Source organism: Streptococcus pseudopneumoniae (genome assembly GCF_001073085.1).
Classification (GTDB): domain Bacteria; phylum Bacillota; class Bacilli; order Lactobacillales; family Streptococcaceae; genus Streptococcus; species Streptococcus pseudopneumoniae_M.
On record NZ_JVFV01000008.1, the window covers coordinates 1 to 22846 of the forward strand.

The 22846-nt window shown below is 39.8% G+C and carries 20 protein-coding genes and 1 riboswitch; all 20 genes read left to right on the forward strand.

Annotated elements, in window-relative coordinates; translation table 11 throughout:
• The first annotated feature begins 168 nt into the window (after positions 1-168).
• Complete coding sequence (locus ADH90_RS00625; RefSeq protein ID WP_049529520.1) at positions 169-1245, forward strand: aspartate-semialdehyde dehydrogenase; 1077 nt, start codon at positions 169-171, stop codon at positions 1243-1245.
• 50 nt (positions 1246-1295) lie between these two features.
• A complete protein-coding gene (dapA, locus tag ADH90_RS00630) occupies positions 1296-2231 on the forward strand; it encodes a 4-hydroxy-tetrahydrodipicolinate synthase (RefSeq protein WP_000121596.1) in 936 nt (311 codons plus the stop codon).
• A gap of 113 nt (positions 2232-2344) precedes the next feature.
• Positions 2345-3202 carry a DNA-processing protein DprA gene (gene dprA / locus ADH90_RS00635; RefSeq protein ID WP_349675269.1) on the forward strand — a complete coding sequence of 286 codons (858 nt, stop codon included), beginning with the start codon at positions 2345-2347 and terminating at the stop codon, positions 3200-3202.
• Positions 3203-3320: 118 nt separating this feature from the next.
• Positions 3321-5408 (forward strand): type I DNA topoisomerase, encoded by a 2088-nt coding sequence (gene topA / locus ADH90_RS00640; RefSeq protein ID WP_049529522.1) that lies wholly within the window; start codon positions 3321-3323, stop codon positions 5406-5408.
• Between the two features lie 107 nt (positions 5409-5515).
• On the forward strand, positions 5516-5875 hold the full coding sequence (locus ADH90_RS00645; protein WP_049529523.1) for a YbaN family protein: 360 nt from the start codon (positions 5516-5518) through the stop codon (positions 5873-5875).
• Positions 5876-5968: 93 nt separating this feature from the next.
• A complete protein-coding gene (locus ADH90_RS00650) occupies positions 5969-6601 on the forward strand; it encodes a copper homeostasis protein CutC (protein ID WP_049529524.1) in 633 nt (210 codons plus the stop codon).
• A gap of 43 nt (positions 6602-6644) precedes the next feature.
• Positions 6645-7301 (forward strand): MmcQ/YjbR family DNA-binding protein, encoded by a 657-nt coding sequence (locus ADH90_RS00655; protein ID WP_049529525.1) that lies wholly within the window; start codon positions 6645-6647, stop codon positions 7299-7301.
• A 313-nt stretch (positions 7302-7614) separates the two neighbouring features.
• On the forward strand, positions 7615-9177 hold the full coding sequence (locus tag ADH90_RS00660; protein WP_049529526.1) for a 2-isopropylmalate synthase: 1563 nt from the start codon (positions 7615-7617) through the stop codon (positions 9175-9177).
• A gap of 11 nt (positions 9178-9188) precedes the next feature.
• Positions 9189-10226: a 3-isopropylmalate dehydrogenase gene (leuB, locus tag ADH90_RS00665; protein WP_049529527.1), complete on the forward strand. Its 1038-nt coding sequence runs from the start codon at positions 9189-9191 to the stop codon at positions 10224-10226.
• On the forward strand, positions 10223-10492 hold the full coding sequence (locus ADH90_RS00670) for a DUF1294 domain-containing protein (RefSeq protein WP_049529528.1): 270 nt from the start codon (positions 10223-10225) through the stop codon (positions 10490-10492). Before leuB ends, ADH90_RS00670 begins: the two co-directional genes overlap by 4 nt.
• A gap of 3 nt (positions 10493-10495) precedes the next feature.
• Positions 10496-11878 (forward strand): 3-isopropylmalate dehydratase large subunit, encoded by a 1383-nt coding sequence (leuC, locus tag ADH90_RS00675; protein WP_049529529.1) that lies wholly within the window; start codon positions 10496-10498, stop codon positions 11876-11878.
• Between the two features lie 9 nt (positions 11879-11887).
• The gene (leuD, locus tag ADH90_RS00680; protein WP_049529530.1) at positions 11888-12481 is read left to right on the forward strand and encodes a 3-isopropylmalate dehydratase small subunit; all 594 of its coding nucleotides are present in this window, start codon (positions 11888-11890) and stop codon (positions 12479-12481) included.
• Positions 12482-12509: 28 nt separating this feature from the next.
• Positions 12510-13289: an L-threonylcarbamoyladenylate synthase gene (locus tag ADH90_RS00685; protein WP_000160512.1), complete on the forward strand. Its 780-nt coding sequence runs from the start codon at positions 12510-12512 to the stop codon at positions 13287-13289.
• A gap of 152 nt (positions 13290-13441) precedes the next feature.
• Positions 13442-15382, forward strand: a complete 1941-nt coding sequence (locus ADH90_RS00690) for an McrB family protein (protein WP_049529531.1) — start codon at positions 13442-13444, stop codon at positions 15380-15382.
• Positions 15369-16697 carry an McrC family protein gene (locus ADH90_RS00695; protein WP_049529532.1) on the forward strand — a complete coding sequence of 443 codons (1329 nt, stop codon included), beginning with the start codon at positions 15369-15371 and terminating at the stop codon, positions 16695-16697. Before ADH90_RS00690 ends, ADH90_RS00695 begins: the two co-directional genes overlap by 14 nt.
• Positions 16698-16867: 170 nt before the next feature.
• Entirely contained in the window at positions 16868-17851 is a 984-nt protein-coding gene (guaC, locus tag ADH90_RS00700) for a GMP reductase (RefSeq protein WP_049529533.1), read from the forward strand.
• Positions 17844-17940: riboswitch (purine riboswitch) on the forward strand. Its footprint overlaps the gene before it by 8 nt.
• Before the next feature lie 76 nt (positions 17941-18016).
• A complete protein-coding gene (locus tag ADH90_RS00705; protein ID WP_049529534.1) occupies positions 18017-18598 on the forward strand; it encodes a xanthine phosphoribosyltransferase in 582 nt (193 codons plus the stop codon).
• Positions 18598-19857: a nucleobase:cation symporter-2 family protein gene (locus tag ADH90_RS00710; RefSeq protein ID WP_000813114.1), complete on the forward strand. Its 1260-nt coding sequence runs from the start codon at positions 18598-18600 to the stop codon at positions 19855-19857. The genes ADH90_RS00705 and ADH90_RS00710 overlap by 1 nt, the downstream gene beginning before the upstream one ends.
• Before the next feature lie 94 nt (positions 19858-19951).
• Entirely contained in the window at positions 19952-21910 is a 1959-nt protein-coding gene (gene ligA, locus ADH90_RS00715; protein ID WP_049529535.1) for an NAD-dependent DNA ligase LigA, read from the forward strand.
• Between the two features lie 3 nt (positions 21911-21913).
• The gene (locus ADH90_RS00720; RefSeq protein ID WP_049529536.1) at positions 21914-22846 is read left to right on the forward strand and encodes a diacylglycerol kinase family lipid kinase; all 933 of its coding nucleotides are present in this window, start codon (positions 21914-21916) and stop codon (positions 22844-22846) included.

Consider the following 22846-nt stretch of genomic DNA (forward strand, 5'->3'; position numbering starts at 1 on the left):
CGCGGGGCTGGGACTACGAAATCGAGACTTTGTCTATCGATTTCTGTCCCACCGCCTTTTCTTGACAATTTCAGAAAATAGATAGGAAAAAGACTTTTCAATTTTGGTAAAAAGTAGTATAATGTTTCTATTATAGAAATTTTTAGAAAATTCCGAAAGAGGTTTGTTATGGGATACACAGTTGCTGTTGTCGGCGCTACGGGTGCAGTTGGTGCTCAAATGATCAAAATGTTGGAAGAATCAACTCTTCCGATCGATAAGATTCGTTACCTTGCGTCTGTACGTTCTGCAGGAAAGGTCTTACAATTCAAGGGTCAAGATGTGACCATCGAAGAAACAACAGAAGATGCTTTTGAAGGGGTTGATATAGCTCTCTTCTCAGCTGGTGGATCAACTTCTGCAAAATACGCACCTTATGCTGTAAAAGCAGGAGCAGTCGTCGTAGATAACACTTCTTACTTCCGTCAAAATCCAGATGTACCATTGGTTGTTCCTGAAGTGAATGCTCACGCCCTTGATGCTCACAACGGAATCATCTCTTGTCCTAACTGTTCAACAATTCAAATGATGGTAGCTCTTGAGCCAGTACGTCAAAAATGGGGCTTGGATCGTATCATCGTATCAACTTATCAAGCAGTTTCAGGTGCTGGTATGGGAGCAATTTTAGAAACCCAACGTGAGTTGCGTGAAGTCTTGAATGATGGCGTGAATCCACGTGATTTGCATGCGGAAATCTTGCCTTCAGGTGGAGATAAGAAACACTATCCAATCGCCTTTAATGCTCTTCCACAAATCGACGTCTTCACTGACAATGACTACACCTATGAAGAGATGAAGATGACAAACGAAACCAAGAAAATCATGGAAGATGATAACATTGCCGTATCAGCAACATGTGTACGGATTCCAGTCTTGTCAGCTCACTCTGAGTCAGTCTACATTGAAACTAAAGAAGTGGCACCAATTGACGAAGTGAAATCTGCAATTGCTGCCTTCCCAGGTGCGGTCCTTGAAGACGACGTTGCTCACCAAATCTATCCTCAAGCAGTAAATGCTGTTGGTTCACGTGATACATTCGTTGGACGTATCCGTAAAGACTTGGATGCAGAAAAAGGTATTCATATGTGGGTAGTTTCAGACAATCTTCTAAAAGGTGCTGCTTGGAACTCAGTTCAAATCGCAGAAACACTTCACGAACGTGGTCTAGTACGCCCAACAACTGAATTAAAATTTGAATTGAAATAATGTGTAGGAGTTCGTTTGAACTCCTTCTTTAAAATAGAGAGGTGTTTTGTATGTCTTATCAAGATTTAAAAGATTGTAAAATTATCACGGCCTTTATTACTCCTTTTCATGAAGATGGGTCAATCAATTTCGATGCCATTCCAAAGTTGATTGAACATTTATTAGCACATCATACAGACGGAATTCTCCTAGCAGGAACAACTGCTGAGAGTCCGACTCTGACTCACGATGAGGAGTTGCAGTTGTTTGCGGCTGTTCAAAAGGTTGTCAATGGCCGTGTTCCTTTAATCGCTGGTGTTGGTACCAATGATACACGTGACTCTATTGAGTTTGTCAAAGAGGTAGCAGAGTTTGGTGGTTTTGCGGCTGGTCTTGCGATTGTTCCTTACTACAATAAACCATCCCAAGAAGGTATGTACCAACACTTTAAAGCTATTGCAGATGCTTCTGATTTACCTATTATAATCTATAACATTCCAGGTCGTGTAGTTGTAGAAATGACTCCAGATACCTTACTTCGTTTGGCGGAACATCCAAATATCATTGGTGTTAAGGAATGTACCAGCCTTGCCAATATGGCTTACTTGATTGAGCATAAGCCAGAAGAATTCTTGGTATACACTGGTGAGGATGGAGATGCCTTCCATGCTATGAACCTTGGTGCAGACGGAGTTATATCTGTTGCTTCCCACACAAATGGGGATGAGATGCATGAAATGTTCACTGCAATCGAAGAAAGTGATATGAAGAAAGCGGCAGCTATTCAACGTAAATTTATTCCTAAAGTTAATGCTCTATTCTCTTACCCGAGTCCAGCACCTGTTAAGGCAGTACTCAACTATATGGGATTCGAAGCAGGGCCAACTCGTCTACCTTTGGTTCCTGCGCCTGAAGAGGATGCTAAACGCATTATCAAGGTTGTTATTGATGGGGATTACGAAGCAACCAAGGCAACTGTCACCGGAGTTCTTCGTCCTGATTACTAAAATTTTCATTATTAATAATAGAAACTTCCTAAACAAGTCAATTTGTTGGGAAGTTTTTTTCTTTTTTTTACGAATAAATAGATAGAGAGAAAAATAAGGAGTCTATCATGGAAATTAAGATTGATAATTTTGAGATTTATAAGTTAAAACAAGCAGGTCTAAGTAATCAACAAGTTCTAAAGGTTCTTCAATATGGAGAAATTTATGATCAGGAATTGACTTTAGAGACCATCGCAGAAGCATCTGAGTGTAGAAATCCAGTGGTTTTTATCGAACGTTACCATAAACTCACCTTTGAAAGTATGGAGAGATTAAGAAGTGACTTTGAAAAATTTCCCTCATTTTCCATCCTAGACGATGTCTATCCCTTTGCTCTCAGTGAAATCTATGATGCTCCAGTATTGTTATTTTATAAGGGCGATTTAAATCTCTTAAAGTTGCCTAAGATTGCAGTTGTAGGCAGTCGCTCTTGTAGTCAAACAGGGACAAAATCGGTCCGCAAGGTTATTGAAGAACTGGAGAATGAACTAGTCATTGTCAGTGGCCTTGCTAGAGGGATTGATACTGCAGCGCATATGTCTATTCTTCAAGGTGGTGGAAAAACTATTGCAGTTATAGGGACTGGCTTGGATGTCTATTATCCTCGATCTAATAAACGACTGCAGGACTACATCGGTGAATATCATTTGCTACTGAGTGAATATGGACCTGGTGAAGAACCCTTGAAATATCACTTTCCAGCACGAAATCGGATTATTGCTGGCCTATGTATGGGTGTTATCGTTGCTGAGGCAAAGATGAGATCCGGTAGTTTGATTACCTGTGAGCGAGCTATGGAAGAAGGAAGAGATGTTTTTGCTATTCCAGGTAGCATTTTAGATGGTCGTTCAGATGGTTGTCATCACTTGGTTCAAGAAGGTGCAAAACTTGTTTCGAGTGGTCAGGATGTGCTAGCAGAATTTGAATTTTAAGAACTAGTAAGGTTCTATCGGTTAAACTTTTCTTCTATATATAAGAGTTAAGTCTTGACAGGTTTTTAAAAATGGTTTACACTTTATAAAGTTTATTACTTTGAAAAGGTGTGATACTGTGGCTACGGCAACAAAGAAAAAAAAATCAACAGTTAAAAAAAATCTAGTAATCGTGGAGTCGCCTGCAAAGGCTAAAACGATTGAGAAATACCTGGGTAGAAATTATAAGGTTTTAGCCAGTGTTGGTCATATTCGTGATTTGAAAAAATCCAGTATGTCAGTCGATGTAGAAAATAATTATGAACCCCAATATATTAATATTCGTGGGAAAGGTCCTCTGATCAATGACTTGAAAAAAGAAGCTAAAAAAGCCAGTAAAGTCTTTCTCGCAAGTGACCCGGACCGCGAAGGAGAAGCAATTTCTTGGCATTTAGCTCATATTCTCGATCTAGATGAAAATGATGCTAACCGTGTTGTTTTCAACGAGATTACAAAAGATGCGGTTAAAAATGCTTTTAAAGAACCTCGTAAGATTGACATGGATTTGGTGGATGCCCAACAGGCTCGTCGTGTCTTGGACCGCTTGGTAGGTTATTCCATTTCACCAATTCTTTGGAAGAAGGTCAAAAAGGGATTGTCAGCTGGCCGTGTTCAGTCTGTTGCTCTCAAGTTAATCATTGACCGTGAAAATGAGATCAATGCTTTTCAACCAGAAGAATATTGGACTATTGATGGAGTCTTCAAAAAGGGGACTAAGCAATTTCAAGCATCCTTCTATGGAATGAATGGCAAGAAGATGAAATTGACTAGTAATGAAGAGGTCAAAGAAGTCTTGTCTCACCTATCTAGCAAAGACTTTACAGTGGATCAGGTAGATAAAAAAGAGCGCAGGCGTAACGCTCCACTCCCTTATACTACCTCAACTATGCAGATGGATGCAGCTAACAAGATCAATTTCCGTACTCGAAAGACCATGATGGTTGCCCAGCAACTCTATGAAGGGATTAATATTGGTACGGGCGTCCAAGGTTTGATCACCTATATGCGTACAGACTCAACTCGTATCAGTCCAGTTGCACAAAATGAAGCTGCAAGCTATATCAATGAACGTTTTGGTAGTAAATATTCTAAGCATGGAAGCAAGATTAAGAATGCTTCTGGTGCCCAAGATGCCCATGAGGCTATTCGCCCATCAAGTGTCTTTAACACGCCAGAAAAAATTGCTACATACTTAGACAAAGACCAACTCAAACTCTATACCCTTATCTGGAACCGTTTTGTAGCGAGTCAGATGACTGGTGCCATCTTTGATACCATGGCTGTTAAGCTCTCTCAAAATGGAGTTCAATTTGCAGCAAATGGCAGTCAGGTTAAATTTGATGGTTACTTGGCCATTCACAATGATTCAGATAAGAATAAGATGTTGCCGGACATGGTAGTTGGTGATGTTGTCAAACAGGTCAATAGTAAACCTGAGCAGCACTTCACTCAACCACCAGCCCGTTATTCGGAAGCGACACTGATTAAGACCTTGGAAGAAAATGGTGTTGGTCGCCCATCAACTTATGCACCCACTATTGAAACAATTCAAAAGCGCTATTATGTGCGTTTGGCAGCTAAGCGTTTTGAACCGACAGAGTTGGGAGAAATTGTCAATAAACTGATTGTTGAATACTTCCCAGATATCGTCAACGTGACCTTTACAGCTGAAATGGAAGGTAAACTAGATGATGTCGAAGTCGGTAAAGAACAATGGCAACGAGTCATTGATGAATTTTACAAACCCTTCTCTAAAGAGGTTGCCAAAGCCGAAGAGGAAATGGAAAAAATCCAAATCAAGGATGAGCCAGCAGGATTTGATTGTGAAGAGTGTGGTAGTCCGATGGTGATTAAGTTAGGTCGTTTTGGTAAGTTTTATGCTTGCAGCAATTTCCCAGATTGCCGTCATACACAAGCGATTGTTAAGGAGATTGGTGTCGAGTGTCCAAGCTGTCATCAAGGACAAATCATCGAACGCAAAACCAAGCGTAATCGTATCTTTTATGGTTGCAATCGTTACCCAGAATGTGAATTTACTTCCTGGGATAAGCCTGTTGGACGAGATTGTCCAAAATGTGGCAACTTCCTCATGGAGAAAAAAGTACGTGGTGGCGGTAAGCAAATCGTTTGTAGCAATGGTGATTACGAAGAAGAAAAAATCAAATAAAAAAATGAGTCCTGAAAATAAATTTCAGGCTCTTTTTAGAAAAGGCTTGACAAAATTCATTAAAATGTGGGAAACTAGTAAATGATTATTCTAAACTAGGAGAAGATATGCGTTTCATTTATCTCAGTATTGGTTTTATCTCGTTAGCTCTAGCTCTCGTAGGTGTAGTTTTACCACTTTTGCCAACAACACCCTTTCTCTTGTTGTCCATTGCTTGCTTTTCCAAATCTTCTAAGCGTTTTGAAGATTGGCTTTATCATACCAAACTTTATCAGACTTACGTAGCGGACTTTCGTGAGACCAAGTCTATTGCGCGTGAACGTAAGAAAAAAATTATTGTATCGATTTATATCCTGATGGGAATTTCTATTTATTTTGCGCCTCTTTTACCAGTCAAAATCGGTTTGGGATGTTTAACCATCTTTATTACCTACTATCTTTTTAAGGTGATTCCTGATAAAGAATAGCTTTAATAAGTAACGATTTTCCTTGATAAAAATAAAAACATATTCGAAATAGTATGATATAATAAATTTAAAGTAATCTTCAAGGAGAATCAAATGATTTACGAATTTTGTGCTGAAAATGTAACCTTGCTTGAAAAAGCGATGCAGGCAGGAGCTCGTCGCATTGAGCTTTGTGATAATCTAGCAGTTGGTGGAACAACACCGAGCTACGGAGTGACCAAGGCAGCTGTGGAGCTGGCGGCCGACTACGATACGACCATCATGACTATGATTCGTCCACGTGGTGGTAATTTTGTCTACAATGATTTAGAAGTTGCCATCATGCTTGAGGATATTCGTCTAACTGCTCAAGCAGGAAGTCAGGGGGTTGTCTTTGGAGTTTTAACAGCTGATAAGAAGTTGGACAAGGCTAATCTTGAAAAATTGATTGCTGCATCTAAAGGTATGGAAATTGTTTTCCATATGGCTTTTGATGAATTGAGCGAACAGGATCAGTTAGAAGCCATTGATTGGCTCAGCCAAGCTGGAGTGACACGCATTCTGACTCGTGCTGGTGTATCTGGCGATTCTCTAGAGAAACGTTTTGCGAACTATCACAGAATTCTGGAACACGCTGCAGAAAAAATTGAAATTTTACCTGGTGGAGGGATTGACATGGACAACCGTCAAACCTTTATCGACCAACTGGGTGTAACACAATTACATGGAACTAAGGTTGTCTTTTAAAAAATAGAAAGGAACTGCTAGCTTTTGGTAGCAGTTTTCGCTTATGTTTGAAATTTTTAAAGCTTATCAGTTTAATAGTAAAAAGGCTAAAGAGTATGGCTTTGTAGAAAATCAAGGCGTATGGAACAATAGTTCGACTATCTTGCATGGAGATTTTCTCATGATGGTTACAGTTGAGGGTGGAGACTTAAGTTTTCAAGTTTATGACCAAGAAACTGGCGATCTTTATCCTCAAGTTCATATGGCAAGTATGAGAGGTACGTTTGTTGGAACTGTTCGAGAGGCTTGTTTAGAAGTACTTTATGACATTCGAAAGTCTTGTTTTGATGTGCAGGATTTTATCTATCCTCAGACCAAGAGAATCATGACTCGTGTTCAAGAAAAGTATGAAAATCAATTAGAATACTTATGGGAGAAATCTCCTGATACTGCGATTTTACGCCATGAAAATAATCAGAAGTGGTATGCGGTTCTTATGAAGATTTCTTGGGATAAGCTTGAAAAGGGCAGAGAAGGATTAGTGGAAGCAGTCAATCTCAAACATGATCAAGTATCTGATTTGTTGGTAAAAAAAGGGATTTATCCAGCCTTTCATATGAACAAGCGCTACTGGATTAGTGTGCCACTGGATGATAGTTTATCAGATGAAGAGATGCTAGAATTGATCGAAAAAAGCTGGAACTTGACCTTGAAAAAGTAATTATATTTACTTGATTTTTCAAATACTTTCAATTAGCAAAATATTCTTTACTGAAGAAATTTTCAGAAAATATTGGATTTTTTCTTGACATGTGTTTTTTCCTATGCTAAAATACTAAACAAGATATCAAACGAAGGAGAAAGTCAAACATGAAAACAGCTAAGTTTAATCAATTTGCTTTGTTGTTGAGGTACTCGGGCTAGTGCAGAAGCATTAGTCCTGTTTGGCTTACCAAGCGGGAGTAAATCAACATCTCGCTTGGAACTCCGAGCGAGATGTTTTTTTAAACCAAATTTAGAAAAGGGGAAATCTTATGAGAATAGTTGAATTTCTAGATACTAGCCTTCGAGATGGTGAGCAGACACCAGGTGTTAATTTTTCTATTAAGGAAAAGATTGCCATTGCAAGACAACTGGAAAAATGGGGAATTTCGGCAATTGAAGCTGGTTTTCCAGCAGCTAGTCCTGACTCATTTACTGCAGTTCAGGAAATTGCAAAAGTCTTGAAGAAAACAGCGGTGACTGGTTTAGCTCGCTCTGTTAAATCAGATATTGACGCTTGTTATGAAGCACTTAAGGATGCTAAGTATCCACAAATCCATGTTTTTATCGCTACTAGTCCTATCCATCGCGAATTTAAGTTGAATAAAAGCAAAGAGGAAATCTTGGAAGCTATTAAAGAGCATGTTTCCTATGCACGTTGTAAATTTGAAGTGGTAGAATTCTCTCCTGAAGATGCGACTAGAACTGAGCTAGATTTTCTCCTACAAGTCGTTCAAACAGCGGTAGACGCAGGGGCAACCTATATCAATATTCCTGACACGGTTGGCTTTACCACACCAGAGGAATATGGGAATATCTTCAAGTATCTGATTGACAATGTTAAAACCGACCGTCAGATTATCTATTCGCCTCACTGTCACGATGACCTTGGAATGGCAGTTGCAAATAGCCTTGCTGCTGTTAAAAATGGGGCAGGACGAGTTGAAGGAACCATTAACGGTATTGGAGAACGAGCTGGGAATGCTGCTCTAGAAGAAATAGCAGTGGCTCTCAATATTCGACAAGATTATTATCAATCAGAGACAAGTATCGTCCTAAACGAAACGATTAATATGTCCGAAATGGTCTCTCGCTTCTCAGGAATTCCAGTTCCAAAAAATAAGGCGGTTATTGGAGGCAATGCCTTCTCTCACGAATCAGGTATTCACCAAGACGGAGTTCTTAAAAACCCACTTACCTATGAAATCATCACACCAGAATTGGTGGGTGTAAAGAGTAATAGTCTTCCGCTTGGAAAATTATCTGGTCGCCATGCCTTTGTAGAGAAACTGAGAGAACTGGCCTTAGACTTCACAGAAGAGGATATCAAGCCACTCTTTGACAAATTCAAATCACTTGCAGATAAGAAACGAGAAGTCACAGACGCGGATATTCGTGCTCTAGTAGCTGGAACCATGGTTGAAAATCCAGAAGGTTTCCACTTTGATGATTTACAACTTCAAACTCATGCGGAAAATGAAATTGAAGCGACAGTTAGATTAGCCAATTTTGATGGTGAGGAAGTTGAATTTAATGCGACAGGTCAAGGTTCTGTTGAAGCTATTTTCAACGCTATTGATAAATTCTTTAATCAATCGGTTCGCTTAGTATCCTATACGATTGATGCGGTAACTGATGGGATTGATGCCCAGGCACGTGTATTGGTCACTGTTGAAAACAGAGATACAGAGACTATCTTTAACGCAGCTGGACTTGATTTCGATGTGCTGAAAGCTTCAGCTATTGCCTACATCAATGCCAATACCTTTGTTCAAAAAGAGAATGCTGGTGAAATGGGAACAACAGTTTCCTATCGCGACATGCCTAGCGTGTAAAGGAGAAAGCTATGACAAGAAAAATAGTTGCCCTAGCAGGTGATGGTATCGGCCCAGAAATCATGGAAGCTGGTTTAGAAGTTCTAGCATCTATATCCGAAAAAACAGGCTTTGACTATGAGATAGATAGACGACCTTTTGGAGGTGCAGGTATTGATGTTACAGGACACCCCTTGCCAGACGAAACACTCAAGGCTACTAGAGAAGCGGACGCTATTCTCCTTGCTGCAATAGGTAGTCCTCAGTATGATAATGCTACAGTTCGACCCGAACAAGGGCTTTTGGCACTCCGCAAGGAACTTAATCTTTATGCCAATATTCGTCCAGTTAAAATTTTTGATAGTCTTAAGCACTTATCGCCTCTCAAACCTGAACGAATAACTGGTGTAGACTTTGTCGTGGTGCGTGAGTTGACAGGCGGGATTTACTTTGGAGATCATATCCTTAAAGAGCGCAAAGCGCGTGATATCAACGACTATAGCTATGAGGAAGTGGAGCGGATTATTCGCAAAGCCTTTGAAATCGCAAGAAATCGCAGAAAAATCGTTACTAGTATCGATAAGCAAAATGTTTTGGCAACATCAAAACTCTGGAGGAAAGTGGCTGAAGAAGTCGCTAAAGATTTCCCCGATGTAACTCTGGAGCACCAGCTGGTCGACTCGGCTGCCATGCTCATGATTACAAATCCATCCAAATTTGATGTTATTGTGACAGAGAATCTTTTCGGAGATATCTTATCTGATGAATCAAGTGTTCTATCAGGTACACTCGGGGTTATGCCATCAGCTAGTCATTCTGAAAAAGGTCCAAGTCTTTATGAACCTATTCATGGTTCGGCACCTGATATTGCAGGTCAAGGAATTGCCAACCCTATCTCCATGATTTTGTCAGTTGCTATGATGTTGAGAGATAGCTTTGGACGTTATGAGGATGCGGAGCGTATCGAACATGCTGTTGAGAACAGTTTGGCAGCAGGAATTTTAACGAGAGATATTGGAGGACAGGCTTCGACCAAGGAAATGACAGAAGCCATAATCGCAAGACTATGAAAATAAATGAAGGAATAACTCTTGCCCTCTTGCTTTGGAATTTGCTGATTTTCTTGATTTATGGCATTGACAAATCCAAGGCAAGAAGAGGTGCTTGGCGCATCCCAGAGAAAATCTTACTCATTTTGGCTCTTACTTGTGGTGGTTTTGGTGCCTGGTTGGCAGGAATCACCTTTCACCACAAGACGAGAAAATGGTATTTTAAAACAGTTTGGTTTCTTGGGATGGTGACCACACTAGTAGCCTTATATTTTATTTGGAGGTAATGGATGGCAGGAAAATCAATTTTTGATAAATTATGGGACCGCCATGTCATCACAGGAGAAGAGGGGCAGCCCCAACTCATGTATGTGGACCAGCACTATATTCATGAAGTGACTAGTCCCCAAGCTTTTCAAGGATTACGAGATGCAGGTCGCAGACTGAGACGACCAGACTTGACATTTGGGACCTTTGACCACAATGTACCAACGGTCAATATCTACGATATTCGAGATGTGATTTCTAAGGCTCAAATTGATAAGCTTGCTGAAAATGTTGAGGAGTTTGGGATTGAACATGCGGCCCACGGTTCTGAAAAGCAGGGGATTGTTCACATGGTAGGTCCAGAAACAGGACGGACGCAACCAGGAAAATTCATCGTCTGTGGAGATAGCCACACAGCTACTCACGGAGCTTTCGGAGCCATCGCCTTTGGGATTGGGACCAGTGAAGTCGAGCATGTCTTCGCTACCCAGACTCTCTGGCAAGTCAAACCCAAGAAAATGTTGGTAGAATTCACTGGTGTTCCTCAAAAAGGAGTCTATTCCAAGGATTACATTCTCGCCTTGATTGCCAAGTACGGCGTTGCTTGTGGTGTAGGCTATGTGGTGGAATATCGTGGGCAAGCGATTGATGCTCTGACCATGGAAGAGCGAATGACCATCTGCAATATGTCCATCGAGTTTGGCTCTAAGATGGGCATCATGAATCCAGATCAAACTACCTATGATTATCTCAAAGGACGAGAATGTGTTCCAGAGGATTTCGAGGAGGCAGTTGCCGACTGGAAGACCCTTGTCAGTGATAGTGATGCTGTTTATGATAAGGTTATCCAGATGGATGTCTCTGACTTGGCACCTATGGTGACCTGGGGAACCAATCCTGCTATGGGCGTTGACTTTGACAGTAGTTTTCCAGAAATTAAGGATATGAATGATGAACGAGCTTATCATTACATGGACTTGGAACCTGGTCAAAAGCCAGCGGACATTGAACTAGGCTATATCTTTATTGGATCTTGTACCAATGCTCGTCTCAGTGACTTGCAACTGGCTGCGCGATTTGTCAAAGGGAAGAAGATTGCTCCCAATCTAACAGCAATCGTAGTGCCAGGCTCTCGTCCTGTTAAACGAGCGGCTGAGAAGTTGGGCTTGGACAAGGTCTTTCTGGATGCTGGCTTTGAGTGGAGAGACCCAGGGTGCTCCATGTGTCTAGGGATGAATCCAGACAAGGTACCTGATGGCGTGCACTGTGCTTCAACCAGTAACCGAAACTTTGAAGATAGACAGGGATTTGGTGCTAAGACCCATCTCTGCAGTCCAGCCATGGCAGCTGCGGCAGCTATAGCAGGGCGTTTCGTAGATGTTCGGCAGATGCCAGAAGCCCAGTAAGGAGAGGATATGGAGAAATTTACAGTTTATACGGGAACGACTGTTCCTCTCATGAATGATAACATTGACACCGACCAAATCCTTCCCAAGCAGTTTCTCAAGTTAATTGATAAAAAAGGCTTTGGTAAGTACCTCATGTATGCTTGGCGTTATCTGGACGATAACTACACTGAGGATCCAGACTTTGCCTTTAACAGACCTGAATACCGAAAAGCCAGTATCCTCATCTCAGGGGATAACTTTGGGGCAGGTTCTTCGAGAGAACACGCAGCTTGGGCTCTAGCAGACTATGGTTTTAAGGTCGTGATTGCAGGATCTTTCGGGGACATTCATTACAATAATGAACTCAATAATGGCATGTTGCCTATTGTTCAGCCTAGGGAGGTTAGAGAAAAGTTAGCCCAACTCAAACCGACCGATCAGGTAACTGTGGACTTGGAACAACAGAAAATCATCTCACCAGTCGGAGAATTCACTTTCGAAATCGATAGCGAGTGGAAACACAAGCTTTTAAATGGTTTGGATGATATCGGTATTACTTTGCAGTATGAAGACTTGATTGCTGCTTATGAAAAACAACGACCAGTCTACTGGCAGGATTAGAAAAAAATAGAAAAGGAACTATAGAATTATGACAAAACACATTCAATGGAACGGAACACTTTCACAAGAAGGCTATGACATTTTAAAAGGTGAGGGAGGGTGCATTGTATGCCCTACAAAAGTTGGTTACATTATCATGACTAGCGATAAGGCAGGTCTTGAACGCAAATTTGAAGCTAAAGAACGTAACCGTAACAAACCAGGTGTTGTACTTTGTGGTAGCATGGATGAGCTTCGCGCTTTAGCACAACTCAATCCAGAAATTGAAGCCTTCTACCAAAAACATTGGGACGAAGATATTCTTCTAGGTTGTATCCTTCCATGGAAACCAGAAGCCTTTGAGAAATTGAAAGGATACGGTGATGGCCGTGAAGAACTCATGACAGACGTTCGTGGTACTAGCTGTTTTGTCATCAAGTTTGGTAAAGCTGGTGAACAGTTGGCTGCTAAACTGTGGGAAGAAGGAAAAATGGTCTACGCTTCATCTGCAAATCCTTCTGGAAAAGGAAATCGTGGTAAGGTAGAAGGTATCGGGGAACGCATCGAAGGAGCAGTAGATCTTGTCATCGAGGCAGATGACTACGTTGCTTCAATCCAACCTGACAAAACGATTGAAACGCGCTACGAGCAAGGTGTGATGGTGTCTATGGTTGATAAAGACGGCAAACTAATCCCAGAACAAGGAGGAGCACGATCAACCTCACCAGCACCAGTCGTTATCCGTAAAGGGCTTGACATTGATAAAATCATGATGCATTTATCAGATACCTTTAACTCATGGGACTACCGTCAGGGTGAGTATTATTAAGATTGAAAAGAAGTCTAGTGTTAAGAGATATTGAAGCTCCTAACACTGGGCTTTTTCTTTAGAATTTCTTTTCTTTTTTTAATAGATATGATATTCTATATATGAAATATATAGTTTTTTATTCGAACATTATTATAAAAGGAGTAAGATTGATGCTGAAAAGAAAAGTCAGTTTGGAAGATTTTTATGCTTGGTACCAAGAAAATAAAATAAGATTAAGAGAAGATGCATCTAAATATAGTATTTACAATGAACAATTACGTGAAGAATTTCTTAAAGAGTGGTCTCTTGATAGAATTTTAAACATGTCTATCGATGAATATGTCATTGGGAAAGGAGCTCAAAGCAATTCTTTTTGCTACGGTCTTGAGAGGGGAAAATACAAATCCTTATTTATGGGAATTGGTGGAGGAGGTTCTTCAAAATTTGGTATTTATTGGAATGAGGATACTAAAAGCTATAAGAATCAAGCAAATAAAATCATTCCAGAATCAGAACTAGAAGACCGATTTAACAAATTAAAATCGGATTTGTATGAGATCATTCAAGCTGGTAGAAAATTAGATTTCAATAATCCTATCTTTGACATGAAAAATTCAAAGAATGAATTTATTGGGCGTTCTGCAGTTGTTACAAAACTTCTTTGTATCTATTCTGAGGGATATTCTTTCTTAGGTATAAATCTTAATAGTCAAAAGAGATTCTGGGACAAGCTACTTCCTCAAAAAAATCAAGGGGGCCCTTATCTTCAGAATCATGAGATTTGTCAACTCGTATTGCAAAAGTATCCTGAGCTGGAACCATCATTGTTGGGAAGTATCTTATTTGAATATTCAACACAATTTTTAGACGAAAATGAAAAGAAAGAAGAAAAAATGTCTCTAGAATATAAGGTTTATCATCCATTGAGTCAAACTCTACTACAATCCAAAAACCTCATCCTCCGTGGTGCTCCTGGTACAGGTAAAACCTATCTTGCTAAAGAAATTGCCAAAGAATTAACGGATGGCAACGAAGACCAAATCGGATTTGTACAGTTTCATCCTTCTTATGATTATACAGACTTTGTGGAGGGTTTAAGACCAGTATCAAATGGGGATGGAGCTATTGAGTTTAAGCTACAGGATGGTATTTTTAAAGATTTTTGTCAGAAAGCAAAAGAAGCCCAATTGATTGGAGGACAAGACAATTTTGACCATGCTTGGGATTCTTACTTAGAATATATAAATGTTGCTGAAGAAAAAGAATATATAACAAAAACATCTTACTTATCTGTTAATAGTAGACAAAATTTGTCAGTAAATTATGATAGTGGTGTTCCAGGATGGTCACTACCTCGCAAATATGTTTACGAGTTGTATAAAGATAAAAATTATAATAAGCAAGAATACTACAAAAGTGGTGGAAGAACTGTCCTAGAAACATTGAGAAAGAGATTTGGTCTGAAAGACTACCTTTCCCCAACAGAGGTTGATACAGACAAAAAATTCGTCTTCATCATCGATGAGATCAATCGTGGTGAGATTTCTAAGATTTTTGGTGAACTATTTTTCTCTATTGATCCTGGCTATCGTGGTGAAAAGGGAAGTGTTTCTACCCAGTACTCTAATTTACATGAGACTAATGACAAATTTTATATTCCTGAGAATGTTTACATCATTGGAACTATGAATGATATTGACCGTTCGGTGGATACTTTTGATTTTGCAATGCGCCGTCGTTTCCGTTTTGTTGAAGTTACTGCTGAAAGCCAACTAGGAATGCTCGATAATACTCTTGGCGATAAAGCGGAAGAAGCTAAAACCCGCCTAAGAAATTTGAATACTGCCATCGAAAAGGTTCAGGAATTAAACAGTCATTATCATATCGGACCAAGTTATTTCCTTAAATTGGAGGAAGTGAATTTTGACTATGAATTACTCTGGTCTGATTATCTGAAACCACTCTTGGAAGATTACTTGCGCGGTTCTTACGAGGAAGTTGAAACTCTAGCAAATTTGAAAAAGGCCTTTGACAAGACAAGCAATGAACAAAAAGATCAGGTAGTTACTGATAACAATGAAGGCGATGGAAATGAAAATGCGGATCACTGATAATCAGCATAAGATTATTAAAGAAGACTTTGTTGCAGAATATCCCAAAATAAGCCAACTTCTCTTAGATAGAACACTAGATAATCTTTCTCAAGAAGATAATATCTTTATTTTTCCAAATGACCTACAATATTCTCCAGATTTGGATAAGGATCAAAAGATTTTGGAAACAGTCAATCAGAAAATTAAGACGGGAAATGTGATTGGTTTTCTGGGTTATGGCCAGGAGAGATTAACCATTTCTTCTCGCTTTTCAAACGAAAGTGATGACTATTTTTTACATTATCTTTTGCAAAAGGTTCTTCATATCAATCTCACTAGTTTAGATATTGCTTTATCGCGTGAAGATAGACTCTATCAACTTTTGATGTATCTCTTTCCCAAGTATTTGCAAGCTGCTCTCCGAAAAGGTCTTTATAAGGAATACCAGAGATTTTCACATAACGACTGTCATGTTAAGGGAGGGATTGATGTAGGAAATCATCTCAAGAAAAATCTTTCTTTCACGGGAAATGTTGCCTACACAACGAGAGAGTTCACCTATGATAATCCCCTCATGCAGCTGATCCGTCACACAATCGAGTATATGAAGAATCAGAAAAGTATAGGGAGAGAAGTTCTTGAAAATCTCTCAACTAGTCGTGAGAATGTGGCAGAAATCGTGCGAGTAACACCCACTTATAAACTAGCTAATCGAGCTAAGATTATCAGACTAAATCAAACCAAACCTCTTCGTCATGCCTATTTTCGAGAGTACAGAAAGTTGCAAGAGCTTTGCCTGATGATCCTAAATAGAGAAAAGCATGGTTTAGGATACCAAGAGAAAAAAATCCATGGTATTCTTTTTGATGTTGCCTGGCTTTGGGAAGAGTATGTTTATACCTTGTTGCCAAAAGATTTCACCCATCCACGAAATAAGGATAAGACAGACGGTATTTCAGTATTTTCTGACCGTGAACGAAAAGTATTTCCAGATTTCTATCATCAAAACCATAAAATCGTACTAGATGCTAAATATAAAAAACTGGAATTGACTGAAAAGGGAATCAATCGTGAAGACTTGTTCCAGTTGATTTCTTATTCTTATATTTTAAAAGCTGAGCAGGCTGGACTTGTTTTTCCCAGCAAGGAAAAGGTAGTTGATAATGAGATAGGTAAGCTAGCAGGTTATGGAGCCCTGTTGAAGAAATGGTCTATCCAAGTCCCTGGACAAGCTGAAAGCTATCAAGATTTTGTCAGGAAGATGGAGTCCTTTGAAAAAATCTTTATCGAAAATCTAGTTAGAAATTTAAAAGGTAAGACAAATTCAGGGTAAATGTCTAGTTATCTCCTTGATTGAAAACAAAAAACACGAACATTATTTGTTTTCAGTCATAATAATTGACAAAAAACGGACATTACTGTAAACTTGTTAGAGTAATTGTCTGGAAAAGACGAGACTATTCCTAACTTTAGGAAAGTCTAAAGAAGAGAAATGAGAGAAATATGTTAAACGAATTTCCAATCTTTGACTATGAAGATATTCAGCTAATCCCAAATAAGTGTGTCCTTCAAAGTCGAGCAGAAGCTGACACACATGTGACCTTGGGGAAACATACCTTTAAGTTGCCAGTTGTTCCTTCTAATATGCAGACTATCTTGGATGAAGATGTTGCTGAACAGCTTGCCAAGGGTGGCTATTTTTACATCATGCACCGTTTTGATGAAGCGGGACGCATTCCTTTTGTCAAACGTATGCACGATCAGGGCTTGATTGCTTCAATCTCAGTAGGTGTTAAAGACTACGAGTATGACTTTGTTAGTCAATTAAAGGATGATGCACCAGAGTACATCACTATTGATATCGCTCATGGTCATGCTGATAGCGTTATTTCAATGATTCAGCACATCAAGAAAGAATTGCCAGATACCTTTGTCATTGCTGGAAACGTTGGAACTCCAGAAGCCGTGCGTGAACTTGAAAATGCTGGTGCAGATGCTACTAAGGTCGGAATCGGTCCAGGTAAGGTTTGTATTACTAAGGTAAAAACTGGTTTTGGTACTGGTGGTTGGCAGTTAGCGGCCCTTCGCTGGTGTGCGAAAGCTGCGCGTAAACCGATTATTGCCGATGGTGGTATCCGTACACATGGTGATATCGCCAAATCAATTCGCTTTGGTGCAAGTATGGTTATGATTGGTTCACTATTTGCAGGTCATATCGAAAGTCCTGGTAAAACAGTTGAAGTTGATGGTAAACAATTCAAAGAATACTATGGTTCGGCTTCAGAATACCAAAAAGGTGCCTATAAGAATGTCGAAGGTAAAAAAATCCTTCTTCCTGCCAAAGGGCATTTACAGGATACCTTAACTGAGATGGAACAGGATTTGCAAAGTTCGATTTCTTATGCTGGAGGTCGTAAGGTTGCTGATCTTCGTCACGTTGACTATGTCATTGTGAAGAACTCTATCTGGAATGGTGATGCTCACTAAAAATATGATTACTTATTTATGCCGCGAATTGGCGTGGCGTTTCTACAAGGTACCGTAAATACCTAACAATGAGTAAGCTGCAGAGATATAAGGATAAGTGTTAAATCTATTTCTTTATTTCCTAGAGGCTTACTTGGTAAGTCTCTTTTTATTTCGGAGGTTATTGTGAAATTATTAGAAGAACGAATTTTAAAGGACGGAAACGTTCTTGGTGAGAATATTCTTAAGGTGGATTCCTTCTTAACCCACCAAGTTGATTATTCCTTGATGCGCGAGGTTGGTCGTACTTTTGCAGAGCATTTTAAAAATGCTGGTATTACCAAAGTCGTAACCATTGAGGCATCTGGAATTGCCCCAGCCCTTTATGTGGCTGAACAGTTAGATGTACCCATGATTTTTGCTAAGAAGGCAAAAAATATTACTATGAATGAAGGAATTTTGATTGCTGAAGTTTATTCTTTTACTAAACAAGTAACTAGTACCGTATCTATTGCAGGTAAGTTCTTATCTCCTCAAGATAAAGTATTAATTATTGATGATTTCTTGGCTAATGGTCAAGCAGCTAATGGTTTGATTCAGATTATTGAACAGGCTGGTGCTACAGTTGAAGCTATCGGAATTGTGATTGAAAAATCTTTCCAAGATGGTCGTGGACTGCTAGAAAAATCAGGCCATCAAGTAGTATCACTCGCGCGATTAGAGCGTTTTGAAAATGGAAAAGTTATATTTAAGGAGGCAGACATCTAATGAAACAACAGGAAAACCACTCACAGGCAGCCGTTCTTGGTTTGCAACACTTGCTAGCCATGTACTCAGGTTCAATCCTGGTACCAATCATGATTGCAAGTGCTTTAGGGTATTCAGCTCAACAGTTGACCTACCTTATTTCAACAGATATCTTTATGTGTGGGGTTGCAACTCTCTTACAATTGCAACTCAATAAACATTTTGGTGTTGGTTTACCTATTGTTCTTGGGGTAGCCTTCCAGTCTGTTGCTCCTCTTATCATGATCGGTCAGAGTCATGGTAGCGGTGCTATGTTCGGAGCTTTGATTGCTTCAGGGATTTATGTTATCCTGATTTCAGGTATCTTCTCTAAGGTTGCCAATCTTTTCCCTGCAATCGTAACTGGATCTGTCATTACGACGATTGGTTTGACCTTGATTCCTGTTGCCATCGGAAATATGGGAAATAACGTTGAAAAACCAACTGGACAAAGTTTAGCCTTGGCCATGATTACAGTCCTCATTATTCTTTTGGTCAATATCTTTACAAAAGGATTTATCAAATCTATTTCAATTTTGATTGGTTTGATTGCAGGTACCATTATCGCTGCAACAATGGGCTTGGTTGATTTCTCACCAGTAGCAGAAGCTCCACTCGTTCATATCCCAACTCCATTTTACTTCGGTGCTCCGCAATTTGAGATTTCTTCTATTGTCATGATGTGTATTATCGCTACTGTATCTATGGTAGAATCAACTGGTGTTTATCTTGCCCTTTCTGATATTACTAAAGATCCAATCGATAGCACTCGTCTTCGCAATGGTTATCGTGCTGAAGGTCTCGCAGTTCTGCTTGGTGGACTTTTCAACACCTTCCCATATACAGGATTTTCACAAAACGTTGGTTTGGTGAAACTTTCAGGTATTCGTACTCGTTTGCCAATCTACTACGCAGCTGGTTTCCTTATCTTACTTGGTCTCTTGCCTAAGTTTGGTGCCTTGGCTCAGATTATTCCTAGCCCTGTTCTTGGTGGAGCAATGCTCGTCATGTTTGGTTTTGTATCTCTTCAAGGGATGCAAATCTTGGCGCGTGTAGACTTTGAGCACAATGAACACAACTTCCTCATTGCAGCAGTTTCTATTTCTGCTGGGGTAGGATTGAACGGAAGCAATCTCTTCAATACTTTACCGACTGAATTACAAATGTTCTTTTCAAATGGTATTGTCATTGCAAGTACAGTAGCCATCGTCTTGAATGCTATTTTGAATCGTAAAAAATAAAAATAAATGAGAAGTGATAGAAATATCCTTCTCATTTTCTTTTTTTAGAGCTTGAGTATTGTTTATAGAGTCCTTTTTATGGTAAAATGGTTCTATGAATGAAAGAATGAAAGAGCTCGTTGAACTGCTCAATCGCTATGCGACAGAGTATTATACAAGTGATAATCCATCTGTATCTGATAGTGAGTATGACTGTCTTTATCGTGAACTGGTAGAGTTAGAAAAAGCTCATCCTGACCAAGTCTTGCCAGAAAGTCCGACACATCGTGTTGGTGGAAAGATTCTTGATGGATTTGAGAAATATAGTCATCAGTATCCTCTTTATAGTTTGCAGGATGCTTTTTCACGTGAAGAACTCGACTCCTTTGATGTGCGTATTCGTAAAGAATTGGATGATGTCACTTATATTTGTGAGTTGAAGATTGATGGTTTATCGATTTCCTTGACTTATGAGCAGGGAATTTTTGTTGCTGGAGCAACTCGAGGTGATGGCTCCATTGGTGAAAACATCACTGAAAATCTTAAACGAGTGAAAGACATTCCTTTATCATTATCTGAAAAAATAGATATAACAGTTCGTGGTGAATGTTATATGCCGAGAGCTTCTTTTGACCAGGTCAATCAATCTCGTCAAGAAAACGGGGAGCCAGAATTTGCCAATCCAAGAAATGCTGCTGCAGGAACACTTCGCCAGTTAGATACAGCAGTAGTAGCCAAACGTAATCTTGCAACCTTCCTTTATCAGGAAGCTAGTCCTTCAACTCGGGATAGTCAAGAGAAGGTTTTGAAACATTTAGAACAATTAGGCTTTGTAGTTAATCAAAGACGTCTATTAGCTCATTGTATGGATGAGGTTTGGGCGTTTATTCAAGAAATTGGTCAAGAAAGAGATCAGTTGCCTTATGATATCGATGGAGTTGTGATTAAGGTCAATGATCTAGCTGGTCAGGAGCAACTAGGATTTACAGTCAAAGCACCTAAATGGGCAGTAGCATATAAATTCCCAGCAGAAGAAAAAGAAGCGAAACTTCTTTCTGTTGACTGGACAGTAGGGCGTACAGGAGTTGTGACTCCGACTGCTAATCTTACTCCAGTGCAACTTGCAGGTACAACTGTAAGTCGTGCAACTCTTCATAATGTCGACTATATCGCTGAAAAGGATATCCGTAAGGATGACACAGTCATTGTCTACAAAGCGGGTGATATCATACCAGCTGTTCTACGAGTGGTGGAGTCTAAACGTGTGTCGGAGGAAAAACTAGATATTCCACCAAACTGTCCAAGTTGTGAGAGTAAGCTATTACACTTTGAAGATGAGGTGGCTCTTCGTTGTATCAATCCACGATGCCCTGCTCAAATCAAGGAAGGTTTGACGCATTTCGCATCGCGTGATGCTATGAATATCTCTGGCCTTGGCCCATCAATCGTAGAAAAATTATTTGCTGCCAATTTGGTTAAGGATGTTGCAGATATTTATCGCTTGACTGTGGAAGATTTGCTTTTGCTAGATGGTATCAAGGAAAAATCTGCTCAAAAGCTCTACCAGGCTATTCAAGCATCCAAAGAAAATTCTGCTGAAAAACTCTTGTTTGGTTTGGGGATTCGTCATGTAGGAAGTAAGGCAAGTCAGTTGCTTTTACAAAACTTCCACTCAATCGAATCGCTAGCACAAGCCAATCCTGAAGAAATTGCAAATATTGAAAGTTTGGGGAGTGTCATTGCTCAAAGCCTACAGACCTATTTTGCTACAGAGGGTTCTGCAATCCTTTTAAGGGAATTGAAAGAATCAGGTGTTAATCTAGACTACAAAGGACAGACAGTTGCAGCAAATGCAGCCTTGTCTGGTTTAACTGTCGTATTGACAGGAAAGCTAGAGCGTTTGAATCGCTCAGAAGCTAAAAATAAATTAGAAAGTCTAGGAGCCAAGGTTACTGGTAGTGTGTCGAAAAAAACAGACCTTGTTGTAGCAGGAGCAGATGCAGGAAGCAAGCTCCAAAAAGCACAAGAACTGGGAATAGAGATTCGTGATGAAGCTTGGCTTGAGAGTTTGTAAGCTATGAAAGAAGTAAAAAAACGCGCACGTCTCATTTATAATCCGACCTCAGGCCAGGAAATTATCAAGCAAAATATCGCAGAAGTTTTAGAAGTGTTAGAAGGACTAGGCTATGAAACTAGTGCTTTTCAGACCAAACCTGTACACTTATCAGCCCAGAAAGAAGCAGAAAGAGCTGCAAAAGCTGGCTTTGATTTGGTTTTGGTAGCTGGTGGCGATGGTACTATCAATGAAGTGGTTAATGGAATTGCACCTCTGGAACATCGTCCAAAGACAGCCATCATTCCTACTGGAACTACTAATGACTATGCAAGAGCATTGAAAATCCCTATGGGGGATCCAGTTGCTGCAGCGAAGATTATTGCTAAAAATGAAACCAAGCAAATCGATATTGGTCGTGCCTTTGGTGATAAGTATTTCATCAATATTGCTGCGGCAGGAACTCTTACGGAGTTAACTTTTAGTGTTCCGAGTGAACTAAAGACGCGTTTGGGTTATCTGGCCTACGTTGCTAAAGGCTTCGAGATGTTTCCAAAATCCAAAGTCCGTCCTGTTCGTATTTACCATGATTGGGGAATTTTTACAGGAGAAGTTTCTCTTGTCTTTGTTGCCTTGACCAATTCTATTGGTGGATTTGAGCAATTCGCACCTGATACCAAACTGGATGATGGCAATTTCACGCTAATTCTCGTAAAGACGGATAAAATACTAGATATGTTGAGTCTGCTAGTTCAGGCCATGAACGGAGGCCAACACGTTTCAGATATCAATGTTGAATACCTTAAAACGAGTAAACTCCGAATTGAAACTTTGGATCATGAAGAGCCTTTTATGCTCAATCTTGATGGAGAACACGGTGGCGAAACACCAGTAGATTTGGAAGTGTGCCATAATCACATTGAATTTTTTGTGAATCGTGAGGCACTTAATCAATAA